The organism is Streptomyces cacaoi (assembly GCF_006539165.1).
Classification (GTDB): Bacteria; Actinomycetota; Actinomycetes; order Streptomycetales; family Streptomycetaceae; genus Streptomyces; species Streptomyces cacaoi.
In genome coordinates this window covers 132,493-147,708 of the sequence record NZ_BJMM01000012.1, presented here as the reverse complement: position 1 = coordinate 147,708, position 15,216 = coordinate 132,493, and the positions used below count along the sequence as shown (strand labels likewise).

At 68.2% G+C, this 15,216-nt stretch carries 17 protein-coding genes; 12 read left to right on the top strand and 5 right to left on the bottom strand.

The window, feature by feature from the left end:
- Positions 1-19: 19 nt before the first annotated feature.
- The 9 genes from SCA03_RS14465 to SCA03_RS14430 all read left to right on the top strand — a co-directional run bounded on the left by SCA03_RS14465 (position 20) and on the right by SCA03_RS14430 (position 7,241).
- Complete coding sequence (locus SCA03_RS14465) at positions 20-577, top strand: hypothetical protein (RefSeq protein ID WP_086814093.1); 558 nt, start codon at positions 20-22, stop codon at positions 575-577.
- A gap of 16 nt (positions 578-593) precedes the next feature.
- Positions 594-2,585, top strand: coding sequence for a ribonucleoside-triphosphate reductase, adenosylcobalamin-dependent (gene nrdJ, locus SCA03_RS14460; RefSeq protein ID WP_086814091.1), 1,992 nt, complete (start codon positions 594-596; stop codon positions 2,583-2,585).
- 101 nt (positions 2,586-2,686) lie between these two features.
- A complete protein-coding gene (locus SCA03_RS14455; protein ID WP_141275418.1) occupies positions 2,687-3,178 on the top strand; it encodes a hypothetical protein in 492 nt (163 codons plus the stop codon).
- A 69-nt stretch (positions 3,179-3,247) separates the two neighbouring features.
- The gene (gene thyX, locus SCA03_RS14450; protein WP_211293562.1) at positions 3,248-3,979 is read left to right on the top strand and encodes an FAD-dependent thymidylate synthase; all 732 of its coding nucleotides are present in this window, start codon (positions 3,248-3,250) and stop codon (positions 3,977-3,979) included.
- Between the two features lie 5 nt (positions 3,980-3,984).
- Positions 3,985-4,554, top strand: a complete 570-nt coding sequence (locus SCA03_RS37235; protein WP_371863938.1) for a transglycosylase SLT domain-containing protein — start codon at positions 3,985-3,987, stop codon at positions 4,552-4,554.
- Positions 4,554-4,772: a hypothetical protein gene (locus SCA03_RS14440; protein ID WP_086817812.1), complete on the top strand. Its 219-nt coding sequence runs from the start codon at positions 4,554-4,556 to the stop codon at positions 4,770-4,772. The genes SCA03_RS37235 and SCA03_RS14440 overlap by 1 nt, the downstream gene beginning before the upstream one ends.
- Positions 4,765-4,935, top strand: a complete 171-nt coding sequence (locus SCA03_RS35085) for a hypothetical protein (RefSeq protein WP_158102353.1) — start codon at positions 4,765-4,767, stop codon at positions 4,933-4,935. Before SCA03_RS14440 ends, SCA03_RS35085 begins: the two co-directional genes overlap by 8 nt.
- 84 nt (positions 4,936-5,019) lie before the next feature.
- Complete coding sequence (locus tag SCA03_RS14435; protein ID WP_086817811.1) at positions 5,020-6,813, top strand: DNA polymerase; 1,794 nt, start codon at positions 5,020-5,022, stop codon at positions 6,811-6,813.
- On the top strand, positions 6,810-7,241 hold the full coding sequence (locus SCA03_RS14430) for a deoxycytidylate deaminase (RefSeq protein ID WP_086817814.1): 432 nt from the start codon (positions 6,810-6,812) through the stop codon (positions 7,239-7,241). Before SCA03_RS14435 ends, SCA03_RS14430 begins: the two co-directional genes overlap by 4 nt.
- Before the next feature lie 52 nt (positions 7,242-7,293).
- Here the strand turns inward: SCA03_RS14430 and SCA03_RS14425 are convergent, their stop codons facing one another.
- Positions 7,294-7,551 (bottom strand): hypothetical protein, encoded by a 258-nt coding sequence (locus SCA03_RS14425; protein WP_141275417.1) that lies wholly within the window; start codon positions 7,549-7,551, stop codon positions 7,294-7,296.
- Between the two features lie 705 nt (positions 7,552-8,256).
- On the opposite strand from SCA03_RS14425, the gene SCA03_RS14420 reads away from it, so the two are divergent.
- Positions 8,257-8,724 (top strand): hypothetical protein, encoded by a 468-nt coding sequence (locus SCA03_RS14420; RefSeq protein ID WP_141275416.1) that lies wholly within the window; start codon positions 8,257-8,259, stop codon positions 8,722-8,724.
- Positions 8,725-8,830: 106 nt separating this feature from the next.
- Here the strand turns inward: SCA03_RS14420 and SCA03_RS14415 are convergent, their stop codons facing one another.
- The gene (locus SCA03_RS14415) at positions 8,831-9,223 is read right to left on the bottom strand and encodes a hypothetical protein (protein WP_141275415.1); all 393 of its coding nucleotides are present in this window, start codon (positions 9,221-9,223) and stop codon (positions 8,831-8,833) included.
- Between the two features lie 405 nt (positions 9,224-9,628).
- Between SCA03_RS14415 and upp the strand changes: the two genes are divergently transcribed.
- Entirely contained in the window at positions 9,629-10,264 is a 636-nt protein-coding gene (gene upp / locus SCA03_RS14410; protein ID WP_086817810.1) for a uracil phosphoribosyltransferase, read from the top strand.
- Between the two features lie 67 nt (positions 10,265-10,331).
- Here upp and SCA03_RS14405 read toward each other — a convergent pair whose 3' ends face one another.
- From SCA03_RS14405 to SCA03_RS14395, 3 genes are all read right to left on the bottom strand, one after another.
- Entirely contained in the window at positions 10,332-11,102 is a 771-nt protein-coding gene (locus SCA03_RS14405) for a LytR C-terminal domain-containing protein (protein WP_230988673.1), read from the bottom strand.
- A gap of 121 nt (positions 11,103-11,223) precedes the next feature.
- The gene (locus SCA03_RS14400) at positions 11,224-11,520 is read right to left on the bottom strand and encodes a type II toxin-antitoxin system VapB family antitoxin (RefSeq protein ID WP_003999914.1); all 297 of its coding nucleotides are present in this window, start codon (positions 11,518-11,520) and stop codon (positions 11,224-11,226) included.
- 222 nt (positions 11,521-11,742) lie between these two features.
- Positions 11,743-13,584 (bottom strand): M28 family peptidase, encoded by a 1,842-nt coding sequence (locus SCA03_RS14395; protein WP_230988672.1) that lies wholly within the window; start codon positions 13,582-13,584, stop codon positions 11,743-11,745.
- Between the two features lie 487 nt (positions 13,585-14,071).
- Here SCA03_RS14395 and SCA03_RS14390 point away from each other — a divergent pair, with 487 nt between their 5' ends.
- Positions 14,072-15,199 carry a DedA family protein gene (locus SCA03_RS14390; RefSeq protein ID WP_086818224.1) on the top strand — a complete coding sequence of 376 codons (1,128 nt, stop codon included), beginning with the start codon at positions 14,072-14,074 and terminating at the stop codon, positions 15,197-15,199.
- Positions 15,200-15,216 lie beyond the last annotated feature (17 nt).

The following is a 15,216-nucleotide window of genomic DNA, read 5'->3' as shown; positions in this document are numbered from 1 at the left end:
AAACGGAAAGGCTATTTACATGAGTCCCGATCAGTGGGACACCCTCTACGAAGCAGCAGGTGATGCGGCAGCCCGCGTCTCCCGAACCTGGTACGGAACCATCCGGGCGGACGAGATCGCCCCCGCCATCATGGACACCTACCTCGCCAGCGAAGCCGCCGCCGAGCGCATGCACGCTGCGCTGACATCGGACAGGCCCACCGCGCTGCGTGCACTCGCCCGGCGAGCCGAGGCGATCGCCCGGCGAGTCGACGCGGACCGGCGACTCGGCCCGGCCGCCGCCACCTACCAGCCCATCGACGTGTGGTGCCTGCTGGAGTCCGGATACCTCCTGCCCACCGAGGAGCAGGGCCAGCAGCCCAAGGCCCACCGCGACTACCGCAATCCCGACTCGGTATCCCTCGCTGACAAGGCGGACCTCGCACGCGGATTCCGGCGCCTGTCTGCCGAGCACCAGCTCGCCCTCGGCGCCCTCTACCGGTGGCCCGACCAACGTCGGCGCCACGCCCGCGTCCCCTGGGCACGCGTCACCGAAGCCGTCTCGGCCCTGACCGCCGCGATGAACACCAACCACTGAAAGCCAAGGGGCGTTGATGACCAACCACTTCAAGAACACGACCGCCGAGACCGTCTACCGCCGCACCTACTCCCGCACCAAGCCCGACGGCTCCAAGGAGACCTGGCCCGAGACCGTGGCACGCGTCGTCGACGGCAACATTGCCATGGTCGGCCCGGAGCACGTGGAGCCCGGCGAGCGGGACCGCCTCATCGAACTGATCCAGACCTTCCGGCTGCTCCCCGCAGGCCGGCACCTCAAGAGCGCCGGCGCCAGCGACTACGCGCTCAACAACTGCTGGCACTCAGGCTGGGACGCCGACCCGGCCGCGCACTTCTCCTTCACCCTCTCGCGCCTGGCCGAAGGCGGCGGAGTGGGCACCAACTACAGCAACACCCACCTGTCGGTGCTGCCCGCGGTCGCGCGCCCCACCGTGGTGCATATCGTCTGCCGCGAAGACCACCCCGACTACTCGGCTTTGCAGGCCGAAGGACTCCTCTCGTCCGAGTACAGCCCCGAGTGGGCCGGCGCCTACCCGGTGGAGGACTCTCGGGAAGGGTGGGCCACCGCGCTGGAGGACCTGATCCGCAACGCCCACGACCCGGCAACCGAGCACGAGAACCGCGTCTACGACGTCTCGCGCGTCCGCGAGCGAGGCGCCGCCCTGCGGACCTTCGGAGGCACGGCCAGCGGCCCGGCGCCCTTCGCCCGGCTCCTGGTCGAGGTGGGCCGGATCCTCAACCGCAAGGTGGGCAGCCGGCTGACAGGACTGGACGCCATGGACATCGATCACCAGATCGCCCAGTGCATCGTCTCCGGCGGTGTCCGCCGCTCCGCCCGCATGAGCATCATGCACTGGGCAGACCCGCAGATCGAAGCGTTCATCCGCAGCAAGAGCGACCCGTCCCGCCACTGGACCACCAACATCTCCGTTGAGGTGGACGACGCCTTCTTCAAGCAGCTCGGCAAGCCGGACAGCACCAGTGGCCGCATCCTGCGGCAGATCGCCCAGGGCATGCACCAGAACGGGGAGCCCGGCATCTGGAACAGCAGCCTGTCAGCCCTCGGAGAGCCGACTGCACCCACGTCGACCAACCCGTGCGGAGAGATCACTCTGAACGCGTGGGAACCGTGCTGCCTGGGACACGTGAACCTCGCCGCCTTCGTGGAGCCGGGGAGGGACTTCCCCTCGCTCACCCAGGTGAAGGAGGCACACCGGCTGATGACCCGTTTCCTCATCCGAGCCACCCACGCGATGGTCGAGGACCTCAAGTCGCAGACCGTCATCCAGCGCAACCGCCGCATCGGCGTCGGCCACCTCGGTGTGGCCGAGTACCGCGCCGCCTACACCGAGGACCTCAACGACCTCGCCTGGGACCTGAGCGAATACGCGGCGGCCGTGGACCAGGCCGCCATCGAGTACGCGCACCAGCTCCGCATCCCGGTGCCGGTCAAGAAGCGAACCGTCGCGCCGACGGGCAGCATCAGCAAGCTGGCCGGCGTCTCGGGCGAGGGCATCCACCCGATCTTCTCGCCGTACTTTCTGCGCCGGATTCGCTTCTCCTCCATCGAGCCGGACGAGGCCCGGCAGATCGAGGAGTACCGGGCCAAGGGCTACAAGGTCGAGCCATGCATCTACGCGCCGAACACGATGGTGGTCGAGATCCCCACACGCGATCCGATCCTCGATCTCGTTGAGGAGGACAAGGTGCGGTCCGCTCCGGAGATGACGCTGGACGAGCACCTTGAGATCCAGAAGGTGTACCAAGAGATGTGGGCCGACAACGCCGTCAGCTACACGGTCAACTTCGACCCCGAGGCCGTCAGCGTCGAGGCCATCGAGCGGGCCCTGCGCCGGTACGGACCGAAGCTGAAGGGGACGACGCTGTTCCCGGAGGCGGCACGCCCGCAGTCCCCGTACCAGCGCCTGACCAAGGAGCAGTACGAGTACCTGGTGACGGCCCTCGGGGAAGAGAGCGTGGAGTCCGGATTCGAAGAGGCATGCGCCACCGGGGCGTGCCCCATCTGACCTACTTGACAAACGGATATCAGATTGACACTCTGAAGGTGTACGGGAGATTCGAACTCCCGTCTTATTTTTCGCTGCACGCTTTACAAACGGAGAACTGCTTGACTGCCTACGCTGACCCCTTCGCCACTGCCCCCGCCCCCGAGCCCGCCGCCACCACCCAGCCCGCGCCGGCTTCCGCACCCAACCCCTACAAGATCGGATTCACACTCAAGGCGGCACCCGGCTACGAAGCCGAGTGGCTGACACCCACGGTCTACGGGGCCTCGGCGCAGGAGACAGCCGAACGGGGCAGGGACCTCCTGGTCGCCATGCAGGAAGCCGGCCTCATCGACCTCGCCACCAAGGCGGCCGAATACACCCGGGCCCAGTACAAGGGACAGGCCAAGCCCGCGGCCCAGAACAGCAACAAGCCCACCCAGCAGCCCACCGGCGAGGGCCCGCTGTGCAAGTGCGGAAACCCCTCGGCCTACACCGAGTGGGGCACCAACAAGTTCAACCCCAGCCAGCCGAACCGCGCCTACAAGTGCGCCATCAAGGTCGCCGACTACCGCGACCCCAGCGGCTGCGACTTCATCAAGTGGGTCCGCTGAACCGCACACCAACGGGGCCCGGCCACATACCGCCGGGCCCCGAGGCACCCCCGACCGAGGAGCGAGCCCTTGCACGTCTTCCCCATAGCCCACACCGCCTTCGACACCGCGACCGCCGAACTGGCCGGCTACATCCCGCACTCGGTGACACAGGACGTAGCCCCCGCAGACGAACTCGCAGAGATGTCGGGACGCAACTGCTACCGGTCCTGGCAACGGCGCAACCCCCACACCACGGACAACGCCGGCTATCTGAAGCAGATCATCGATCACCAGCACTACAGCGTGCTGGAGCACGCCAGCGCCACCTTCTTCGTCGAGGGCGTCAGCCGCGCACTGCTCGCCGAGCTCACCCGGCACCGCCACCTGTCCTTCTCCATCAACTCGCAGCGCTACATCGACTACTCCGGCACCACCCCCGTCATCCCGCCGGCCGTCGAGAAGGGCAGCACGGAGGAAGCAGTCATCCGCGACGCGTACACCCGGGCCGTGGCCGACTACACCGACCTCACCGAGGGCCTCCGGGCCCGGGGGCTCAAACGCAAGGAAGCCCGCGAGGCAGCACGCTGCATCCTGCCCAACGCGGCCCCCGTCGATTTGATCGTCACCGGCAACATGCGCGCCTGGCGCGAGGTGATCGCCAAGCGGTTCCACGAAGCCGCCGACGCCGAGATACGCGAGCTCGCGAGCACGCTCCTCCGGCACCTCAAGATCCTCGCACCGGCGACCTTCCAGGACTTCTCCACCGACAACCCCGCCCAGGACGAGCGCGGCGACGGCGAAGGGACGGGGCACGCTTGATCGAAGTGCCCGTCCTCGTCGCCGTGCTGGCCACGAGCCAACCCCAGGCCCACGCCCTCCAGGACCAAGCCGACCAAGCGGCGCTGCTGTTGGCCCAGGAACAGGCCCGCCGCCAGGCGAGCCGACAGGCGCACCACCGGAAGGTGGCCGAGCTCCGCAAGACGACCGAGCGCAAAGCTGCGGAGACTCGCCAGCAGAAGAAGGGGCGGGCCAGCCGCCCAGCCGCACCACACAAGCGGTCGGCCCCGGGCTACCCGAACAACCTGGACGGCTGGATCCGGCAGGCGCTCAGCATCATGCGGCAGCACGGGATCCCCGGCAGCTACGAGGGCATCCGCCGCAACATCATCCGCGAGTCCGGCGGCGACCCCACCGCGGTCAACAACTGGGACACCAACGCCCGCAACGGCGTGCCGTCCAAGGGCCTGCTCCAGGTAATACAGCCGACCTTCCGCGCCTACCACGTACCCGGCACCTCGGGGGACGTGTTCGACCCGGTGGCGAACATCGCTGCCGCGTGCAACTACGCGGCCCACACCTACGGATCCATCGACAACGTGAACGGAGCCTACTGATGCGCGACGACGAGTTCATGAACCTGATGAGGGGCAACGGCATCGACATCGTCGCAGCCGAGCTCGCCTCCCTCGTGGACATCTACAACTCCATCACCAAGGCCGCGGCCGAGGTACGCGAGTACGCCCTCGACCAGCAGTTCACGGTCGGGGCAGCCGAGGACATCGCCCACCAGTTCGTCGTCATGATCACCACGCTGGGGAGCCCGCGTGACTGACCAGCACGTGTACGTCGAGTACGACGACGGAGACGTGGACGAGGTGATCGGCGAAGTCGTCCACGACGGAACGTTCCTCGTGGTCCACGGCCGGGAGGCAACCCACTACCTCAACCCCCGGCGCATACGGGCGCTGCACATGGTGCCCGTCTCACAGCACTAGAACTTGACAAACAGAAACAAGGGGCCTGCGTAAAGCGGGCCCCTTTTTTTTCTGCGCCCGAACGAAGAGAGAGAGAGGGGGACCTTGCTCAGCTTCTGCTACCGGATCGGCACCGAGCCGATCACCATCAACGCCGTCGAACACGAGGAAGACCTGCCGGCCTTCCGCACGTTCATCCGACGCAACAAGACCATCCTCGGCTTCGACACCGAGACCACGGGCCTGAAGATCTACCAACCCGGCTTCAGAGTGCGGCTCGCCCAGTTCGGCAACGCCAACGAAGCATGGGTCATTCCGCTGGAACACGGCGGACAGATGATCGGTGACGTCCTCGGAGCCCTCCGGCACATCGACCGCCTGGTCATGCACAACGGCACCTTCGACATCCTCAGCCTTGACCAGTGGAGCGGCGACATCCGCGCCGAGGAGCTGTTCCCGAAGCTGCTGGACAGCAAGATCACCGCTCACCTCGTCGACAGCCGCAGCAAGAAGGACGGCGGACACGGACACACACTCGAAGAACTCACCAAGGTCTACATCGACGACCGCGTAGCCACCGAAGTCAAGGGCTCCATGGCCCACATCGCCCAGCGCTACCGCACCACGAAGGAAAAAGCCTTCAGCCAGGTCGACCTCTTCGACCCCGAGCTCCTGCTGTACGCCGGCATGGACCCCCTCCTCGCCTACCGCCTGGCCCACACCACCCTGCGGAAGATCCCCCACAGCGCACGCGGACTGATCGGCTACGAACACCAACTCGCCGCCATCTGCGGCTACATGCAGCGCACCGGCTACCTCACCGACCGCGACTACTGCATGCGCGAATCCGCAGCTCTGGCACAACAAGCCGCCCACTGGCAGAACGTGGCCCGGCGCTGCGCCGGGGTCGAGAACGTCAACAGCACCGACCAGGTGGCCGCGGCCCTCATCGCACGAGGCCACCGGCTCACCCACAAGACCAAGACCGGCAAGTGGCAGGTCAACGACAACATCCTCAAAAGCTGCGCCCCCGACCCGTTGGCCGAGGCGGTCATCAACGCGAAGAAGTACGCGAAGATGAAGTCGACCTGGTTCGACAACTTCATCCTCGCCAGCGAAGGCGACGGCCGCTGCCACGGAAGCATCAACTCCCTCGGGGCCAGAACCGCCCGCATGTCCATATCCGGCGACGTCCCCGCCCAGACCCTCCCCTCCAAGGACCCCTACGTCCGCAACGCGTTCATCGCCGACGAGGGCCACGTAACGGTGGCTGTCGACTACGCCGCGCAGGAACTCCGCGTCGCAGCCGCACTCTCCGGCGACCGCCGCATGAAGCAGGCGTTCGCCGAAGGAGCGGACCTGCACCAGATCACCGCGGACGCAGCCGGCGTAGACAGAGCCATCGGAAAGATGACCAACTTCCTGTCCGCCTACGGCGGCGGCGCCTCAGCCCTGATGGAGCAGGGCGGACTCGACGAGCCGACGGCCAAGCACGTCATCACGAAGTTCTGGCAAGCATGGCCGGGGCTCGCCCGCTACAACCGGCAGCTCATGGACGAAGCCCGACGCCGCGGCCGCATCACCACCATGACCGGCCGCCAGATCCTCGTCGACAAGGACCGGCCGTACTCGGCCATGAACTACAAGATCCAATCCTCATCCCGGGACGTCACCGGCCGCGCACTCCTCCGCCTCCACAAGGAGGGCTTCACGCCGTACGCCCGCCTGCCCGTCCACGACGAGTGCGTGTTCTCCATGCCAGCCGAGCACGCAGAGTACGGCGCACGACGGGCCGCCCAGATCATGCGCGAGGAGATACGCGGCGTCGTCATCGACACCGAACCGACCGTGGCCGGCCGGAGCTGGGGCAGCAAGTACGAAAAGGAGTGCGCAGCATGACCACACGCCTCTCCAAACCCGAGCTGTACATGAGGATCGCCGAAGCGGTCGCGCAAGGGTCAACCTGCTCACGCTCGAAGGTCGGAGCCGTCCTCGTCGCACCTGACGAACTATCAGTAGCCTTCGGGTACAACGGATCCCCAGCCGGCGAGCCCCACTGCATCGACGGCGCATGCCCGCGAGGCCAGCTCACCTACGAGCAACTCCCACCCGGGGGCGGGAACGGGTACGTGAACTGCATCGCCGTCCACGCAGAGGCCAACGCCGTGCTGCGCGCCGACACCCACACCAAAAAGGACGGCTCCCTCTACGTGACACGGGAGCCCTGCCATGGATGCGAGCGCCTCATCAAAGGAGCCGGTGTATCCGACGTCCACTGGCGGGAAGCGAAGACAGGACGAATCCTTACCAGGAGGTGGAACGCCTGACCGCCGCCCCTGGTGGGGGCGGCGGTGTTTAGTCACCCGGTCCAGAGCAGCGTCAGCGCACTACTGCTCGTTCCAACACCCTCGCAACGTTGAGCGCCGTCTCGGCGGTGCCTGCGTCGACAGCGGCCAAGTGCCGCAGGAGTTGGGCTGCTGAATCGCACGTTTCTCGCGACACCGCTACGAAGGGGTCGCCCCGCAACGAGGGCGGCCCCTCTCCGACGCGCAGACCGCCATGCAGGTCCCCGGCCTGGATGACGACACCGCCGGCCGTGCCGTTGTTGCTGCTGGCGTGCGTGGGCTGATTGCTCATAGCTGTGACGGTGTTCGGTCATCGTCGAACGCGTGGCCGAAAATGCGATGTTGCTGAAACCAGTTTTGTGGGCATCTTCGGTGAGGGCGTGTCGAGCCGGTGCACGCGGTGGCGGTTTCGGGGCATGGGATCGAACTGGTGTTCCCTGTTCGAAGTTCCGCTCTGCGGAGGACCAAGTTGGGAATGTGCGGAACCAACAACGTCGCGGTGGCGTTTCGGATAGTGATGGCCTAGTCACTCGACGAAGGAAGGCGTGCGGGTTATGGCTAGTTTGACCAGGAATCAGTGGATTGCCATCGTGGTGCCGATCGTAGCCGCGTTGATCAGCGGGGCTGCCTTGCTCCTTGCAGACTCTGGTGGCACTGAGAACAACTGCCGTGACACAGCCCAGTGTGCCGGGGGGGATGCCAATCGCACCGACGGCAGTGACGAGCGGTGAGCGGGCTGAGAGCTCTGCTAATTAAAGGTGCTGCTGGTGTCCTGTTCAGCGCAAGCGCCACCCTCGCTCTGTCTGCGTGCGGCGGGACGGAGATGAACTGCAACGACCAAGCGCAATGTGCGGGAAACGACGCCAACCGAAGAGGTGGCGAGGCTGCCAATGACAGCACCCCTGAGCGCAGTGCTGATGCCCCTCGCGACGGGGAAGCTTCGCACGCCTCACCGGAGAAACCGAAGAGGTACCGTCTAAAGCATAATGCGGTACCCATGGCAATCCGAACCGCACATGATGGCAGTTTTTGCGACCCATACATTGCAATCGATTTCGATGGAAATCCAAATGGCGGGGAGCACCCGATCACCCGACGAGTCGCAGACGAGGGGGATCTAAGTAGTGAGCAGCTAAAAGCTACTGACATGCGTTATGTGACGTGCGCGGAAGCAAAACTGGTGGCCGAGGAGGGTGCTTCGGTCGGCCTGCTGCGTAAGGGGGAGAGGAGTGGCGTCAAGGAGTGCGCCGCCGCTGCCTCCGGCGCCTCGATCGGAGGCGCTTTGGATATCACCGACGATGCGAAGCCCATTGATGATGGTTTTGAGGAAGGTGCATCCCTGTGTGCCGTGACGTCGCAGGGTACTGTAGCGCGGGCCACTATCGATCGTATCGTATATAACGCTGGTATTGCTGACAGTATCCCGACCGTTGAATTCAAGCTGACCACGTGGGGGGCCAGTTAACTGGCTCAGGGCATTGTGTTGCAGACGGTCTGGCGGCTGGGAAAGAAACGTCAACAATGCCAGTCGGCATACTGGCGGGCGTGTTCGGTTTCTTGCTGGTTGCCCTTCAAGTCGATAGCTGTGCACAATAATTAGTCAGCAATGCTGTGGCCGAGTTGTCATTTGGTGCGTCGTAGGAGGGGTCTTCCAGTTGACGAGCTTGCGCATCCCAATATTCGGCGGCGTTGTGTAGTTTGCTACGAAAGTCGGCGCTGCTCGCTTTGGTGGCCGCGTCCCGCAATACGTCAGCGTAAATTTTAATCTGTGCGGGAGACTGAACATTTATCTTGTTTTGCTGGGTGTACTCTGCCACCTGATTACACGCCTTGCGGTCCCCCGAGTCGGAGTCGATCGCCTGCTTTAGTTCATCAAAATTTTTGACTCCGAAGAAGGCGAGTACCGTCAAGATCGACACAGCGATTCCGAGCCAAGTAGCTGTCTTCGATGTGTCATCACTCATGAATGCCCCCCTCGCCGTGCCCTGCGATGGATGAGAGCGATGAGCGTATAGCCGGGGCAAGAAAGTTGCTAGCCCAGAAGTTTCGCGGGGCCCTGGGGGCTCACGGAACGTCAAGTGTTTTGGTCAACTGACGCGTTAAGTGACGCTGGCGCCCCAATGGCGAGCGCCCTACATCACACGGCTGCTGTGCCTTCCGTCGCTTCCCTCCCGCGGCCCTATCCGCCGCTCAGGAGACTGCTCGTTCGCAGCGTCCTCGCCCCCCTGGGGGGCGACCCCGTGTGCTCACGACGCGCGGGCCCAAGGCTGCCTGCGACCGGCACGGCGGTCTTCGTCGCTAGCTCGGTACCCTGAAGCCCCAGGGCCGCTGTGCGGCCTTCGTTGCTGTTCAGGCCCTTGGAGGATATTGTGCGTTTGCAGATCGTCGACCACCCGCTGGTGGCGCACAAACTGACCACCCTGCGCGACGCGCGCACCGATTCCCCGACCTTCCGCCGTCTCGCGGACGAGTTGGTGACGCTGCTGGCGTACGAGGCGACCCGCGACGTGCGCGTCGAAGAGGTCGGGATCCGCACGCCGGTCACGGAGACGACCGGTGTGCAGCTGTCCCGGCCCCGGCCGCTCGTGGTGCCGATCATCCGTGCGGGCCTCGGCATGCTGGAGGGCATGGTCCGGCTGCTGCCGACGGCGGAGGTCGGCTTCCTGGGCATGATCCGGGACGAGGAGACCCTCCAGGCGTCCACGTACGCGAACCGGATGCCGGACGATCTCTCGGGCCGCCAGGTCTATGTGCTGGACCCGATGCTGGCGACGGGCGGCACGCTCGTCGCGGGGATCAAGGAACTGATCCGCCGCGGCGCCGACGACGTCACCGCGCTCTGCCTGCTCGCGGCGCCGGAGGGCGTCGAGGTCATGGAGCGGGAGCTGGCCGGTACGCCGGTGACCGTCGTGACGGCCTCGGTGGACGAGCGCCTCGACGAGCAGGGTTTCATCGTCCCCGGCCTCGGCGACGCCGGTGACCGGATGTACGGGACGGCCGGCTGAGCGGACGCGTGTCCGGCCGCCTCCCCTGCGGCCGGTCACCTCGGAGTGTTCAGCGGGCCCGGCGGATTCAGCAGGGTGCCTCGCTCCGGGTCTTGCGCTTCTCCTCGGCGGTCAGCTGGTGCAGCGCCGCGTTCGCCGACGACTCCTTCGTCAGCTTGGTGAAGCCTTTGCCGATGACGAGGTCGATCTCCTCGCCGTCCCGCTTCTCGTAGCGGGTCTCGGCCCCGCGCAGCTGGGTGCCCAGCACCTTCAGCCGGGCGGCCGTGTCCCCGCCGGGGGCGCCGAGGAGCACCCCGGCCTTCTTGACCTTCTTGTCGAGCTCCGCGGGGGCGTTGCCCACCTTGCCGATCTTGAAGCCGCGCTTCTTCAGCTCCTCCGAGGTGTCCTTGGCCAGACCGCTGCGGGAGGTGGCGTTGAGGACGTTGACCGTGATGCTGCCCGGCTCGGGGAGCTTCCCCGGCGCGGCGGACGAGCCCTTTCCGCCGCCCTTGTCCCCCTTGTCTTCCTTGCTCCCCTTGGCTCCCGTGCTGTCCTTGCCCTCTGCGCCGCCCTTCTCGTCGCCCGGGGTCTTCTCCGGGCCGTCGTCGCGGGCGGCGGACGTGGTCGCGCAGTGGGAGGGGCGGGAGCCCGAGGCGGTTCCGGCCGTGTTGCCTCCGGAGCCGCCGGAGAAGACGTCGATGAGCTGGAGTGTCCCCCACCCGATGACGGCGATGGCCAACACCGCGGCCGTGTAGGCCGTGATGACCTTTCCACGCCCCCGTGACCTGCGCATCCGTGGGTAACGGTCACCCTTGATGCGGTACTTGCCGCCCATGCCAGGAGGAGTGAGCATGCTCATGTGCGCAGCGTAGTGCCGGGCGGGTGCGCTGCCTACTAAATGATCAATGGCTGGTCGGAATGCGTACCCGTTCGGGCCACCCGGGGGCCCGGGCCGGCCGGGTGTGGTCCGGCGGCGGGCGTCAGTCCAGTTCCAGCACGCGGGCGTGCAGCACCTGGCGCTGCTGGAGCGCGGCGCGTACCGCCCGGTGGAGCCCGTCCTCCAGATAGAGATCGCCCTGCCACTTGACGACATGGGCGAACAGATCGCCGTAGAACGTCGAGTCCTCGGCGAGAAGGGTCTCCAGATCGAGCTGGCCCTTCGTGGTGACGAGCTGGTCAAGACGCACCGGGCGTGGGGCAACATCCGCCCACTGGCGGGTGCTCTCCCGGCCGTGGTCGGGGTACGGCCGCCCGTTTCCGATTCGCTTGAAGATCACACGGAAAGCCTACCGGGCCGACGGCGCCGTGCGCAGCCTTGTGACGGGCCCTCGCCCCTTCGGAAGGGCCCCGGCGAGCGCGTCGGGGAGCCGGCCCGCGCGCCCGGCGGCGTATGTGCGCACCGGGTCGCGCGGGGGCGCGGGCGGGGCGGCGGCGCACCGTCCACAACCTGTGCACGGCGTCCGGCCGAGGGGGGGCGGCGGCGCACCGCGCCGGGTGGGTCAGCGGATGAGGTGCGGTCCCCGGTACGGGCCGGTGGCCGGGCGTTCGGTGGGGCGCGTGGCGGTGCGGCCCGGTGCGGAGGCGGTGGAACGGCGGGCGGGGAGCGGGCCGAGGTCCCAGGCGTAGTGCCCGGCGGCGTCGGCGATCGCCTTGACGTTGGCGTCGAGCGCCCGCATGTCGATGTTCTTCAGGGTGTCGCAGGGGCGGTGGTAGCAGCTGTCGTAGGGCTTGCCGGCCGTACCGCCCCACAGCTGTCGCTCCTCGGCCGTCTTGATGCCGTCGCCGCCGGTGAACGTGCCGCCGGCCGGGATGCCCGCCTCGATGAACGGGCCGTAGTCGGAGCGGCCGTCGAAGTCCGTGCCGCGCGTGGCCAGACCGCGGCCGGCGAGGAAGTCGGTGAGGCCCTTCTCCAGGGCGGCCGAGCCCTTCGGGCCGGGGCCGGCGCCCGTGTGGTCGGAGTCGTCCCCGTCGAACGCGAAGATGCCGTAGTTGGGGCTCGCGATCATGTCGAAGTTCAGATACAGCGCGATGCTGTCGCGCTCGCTCCGCGACAGTGCGTCGACGTAGTGCCGGGAGCCTTGCAGGCCCAGTTCCTCGGCGCTCCACAGGGCGAAGCGGACCGGGTGCGGGGGGCGGCGGTGTGTCTGCCGGGTCGCGTCCGCGAGCCGGAGGGCGGTCTCCAGGACGCCGGAGGAGCCGGAGGCGTTGTCGTTGATGCCCGGCCCCTCGGGCACCGAGTCGAGATGGGCGCCGATCATGACGACGTCCGCCTTCCGATCGGCCTTTCCGTCACCCTTTCCCTCGGTTTTCCGGCCGGCCTCTCCGTCTGCTGTCCCCTCGGCCCTTCCGTCGCTCTTTCCGTCGGTTCCGCGCTCGGCTCCGGCCGCCTTCCGGCCGTCGGCGGGCCAGGGGGTCTCCGCGAGGACGTTCGGGGTGCTGCGCCGCTCGCGGTGCTCGCGCACGTCCAGGGTGACGGTCGCGCCCCCGGACGCGGCGGCGCGCTTCGCCAGGGCCTCGCCGTCGGACCGGGCGAGCCCCGCCGTCGGGATGCGGGCGGCGGACGGCTTCCCCAGGGTGCCGCTCAGCTCGCCCTGCCCGGTGTTGTAGATCAGCGCGCCCACGGCGCCGGCGTCCGCAGCCGCGGCCTGCTTCTGTGCGAACGAGCAGGAGCCGCGCCGGATCAGCGCGATCCGGCCCCCGTACCGCGCACCGGTGTAGTCGCGCGCCTCGCAGCCTGTGGAGCCGTCCGCGTCGACCGGGACCGCAGCGAGGGGGGCCGTCAGTCCGCCCTCGGGGGTGTTCTTCGTGTACGACATCAGACGGACCGGGACCTCGCGCCGCGGGGAGCCGTGCAGCGTGAGCTTCTCGGCGAGCGTCCTGCGGTGGACGAAGTCGAACCGCTGGTAGGTGACGCGGTAGCCGGCGGCCTTCAGCAGGGCTCCCGCGTACCGCGCGGAGCGCTCGTGGCCCCGGGTTCCGGCGGCGCGGGTGCCGCCGCTGCGCTCGGCGATCGACCGGAGCGCCCGCAGATGACGCAGGGCGCCGTGCGCGTCGGTGCGCCGCACCAGCTGCCGGGCCAGCCGGTCGCCCTCGGCACGGGGGCCGCTGTGCCGGGCGCGCGGGGCGCCGTCGGCCGTGGCGGTGGCCGGGCCCGGCGGTGCCGGGAGGAACGTCGACACCAACAGGATCAGCGCGGTCGCGGCGAGCGCTGCGGGTGCGGCACGGAGGACGGCCCGACGCCTGCGGCTGCTTCTGCTGCTGCTTCGGCTGCTTCGGCCGGTTCCGCCGTTTCCGGGGCGTTCGGCGTCCGGGGTGCGGCCGGTGCTCGGCGGTACGTGCACGGTCGGGTCCTTCCGGTGGATGCGGCGGGGGTGCCGGCTCGTCGGCCCGGGGGACGGGGCCGGTGGGGCGCGGGCCGGTGACGCGGGGACGGCGCAGACGTGCTGCGGAGTGCTGCACGGAGGACGACGGCGGGGATGCGCGGTGACAGAGGGGGACAGGCGGGGACGCGGACGGTGGTGGGGACGGTGGTGGGGACGGGGCGGAGGAAGGTGCTGACGGGGAGGGGCCGCTGCGGGGGCGGAGGGCCGGCCGGGGTGCGGACGTCCGGTCCGGTGCGGATGGCCGAGTGCGGATTGGCGGGGCGGCGGGCCCGGTGCTTCCGTGGGGAGTGCTCACCGTCCGGGGAGCGCTCTTCAGCCCTCCTAGCACGGGAACGGTGGGCGAGAGGGCCTCGTTGGTAGCGTGTAGCGTCCGATTCAGCCCTTCAGCCCTTCGGTGCTGACGGCGCGTTCCTCTCGTCCTCGCGCTCTGGAGCAGGAGCCTTCCGTGACCCAACTCGCACTTGGACCCAGCTGGCTGGATCCGGACTTCCTGATCCAGACCTTCGGGCCGATCGGGATCCTCGCGATCGTCTTCGCCGAGTCGGGCCTGCTGATCGGCTTCTTCCTGCCGGGCGACTCGCTGCTGTTCACCGCCGGTCTGCTCGTCGTGACGAACCAGCTGCACCTGCCGCTGTGGCTGATGTGCGTGCTGATCGTGCTGGCGGCCGTCCTCGGTGACCAGGCCGGCTACTGGTTCGGCAAGAAGGTGGGGCCCACGCTGTTCCGGCGGCCCGACTCGCGGCTGTTCAAGCAGGAGAACGTCGAGAAGGCGCACGAGTTCTTCGAGAAGCACGGGCCCAAGTCGCTGGTCCTGGCCCGGTTCGTGCCCGTCGTACGGACGTTCACGCCGATCATCGCGGGTGTGAGCGGTATGCGGTACCGCTCGTTCATCGCCTTCAACGTGCTCGGCGGGACGCTGTGGGGGGCCGGGGTCACGCTGCTCGGTGCCGCGCTGGGGCAGGTGGAGTTCGTCCACAAGAACATCGAGGCGATCCTGGTCGGGATCGTTCTGCTGTCCGTGGTGCCGATCGCCATCGAGTACCTGCGCAACCGGCGCAAGACGAAGAAGGCGGAGGCCGAGGCCGCCGCCCGGGGCGAGGCGGTGGCCGGTGCCGTCCCCGGCGCTGCCGCCGGTGCTGCGCCTGGCACTGCCGCCGGTGCTGCTCCCGGTGCGCCGGTGCCGCCCGGCCCGCCTCCGGCCCCCGGAGCGCACGGGATGCCGGGTGCGCCCGGCGCCCACGCCGGTCCGGCCGGGCCCGGGGCTCCGCAGTACCCCGAGGGGGGCCCGCAGCAGCAGGCGCCGCAGGGCCGTTCCGGGGCGCAGCAGCACCCGGGGCAGCCGTACGGGGCGCAGCAGCACCCGGGTCAGCAGCAGGGGCAGCCGTACGGAGGCCGGCAGCACCCCGGTCAGCAGGGCCAGGGGCAGCCGTACGGCCAGCAGCCCGGTCAGCAGTACCCGCAGTACGGCGGTCAGCAGTACGGCGGTCAGCAGTACGGCGGGCCGCTGCCGCCGGAGGGGGACGGCCCCGCGCCCGGCGGGCGGGGCGGACGCGGGCGGCACGCGCGGCGCTGAGCCCGGACCCTTCGCCG

Bases quoted from the DNA above. Each gene is read 5' to 3' on its own strand.
- SCA03_RS14465 (WP_086814093.1), top strand. From the start codon at position 20: ATGAGTCCCGATCAGTGGGACACCCTCTACGAAGCAGCAGGTGATGCG.
- nrdJ (WP_086814091.1), top strand. From the start codon at position 594: ATGACCAACCACTTCAAGAACACGACCGCCGAGACCGTCTACCGCCGC.
- SCA03_RS14440 (WP_086817812.1), top strand. From the start codon at position 4,554: ATGCGCGACGACGAGTTCATGAACCTGATGAGGGGCAACGGCATCGAC.
- SCA03_RS14430 (WP_086817814.1), top strand. From the start codon at position 6,810: ATGACCACACGCCTCTCCAAACCCGAGCTGTACATGAGGATCGCCGAA.
- SCA03_RS14425 (WP_141275417.1), bottom strand. From the start codon at position 7,551: ATGAGCAATCAGCCCACGCACGCCAGCAGCAACAACGGCACGGCCGGC.
- SCA03_RS14420 (WP_141275416.1), top strand. From the start codon at position 8,257: ATGGCAATCCGAACCGCACATGATGGCAGTTTTTGCGACCCATACATT.
- SCA03_RS14415 (WP_141275415.1), bottom strand. From the start codon at position 9,223: ATGAGTGATGACACATCGAAGACAGCTACTTGGCTCGGAATCGCTGTG.
- SCA03_RS14405 (WP_230988673.1), bottom strand. From the start codon at position 11,102: ATGAGCATGCTCACTCCTCCTGGCATGGGCGGCAAGTACCGCATCAAG.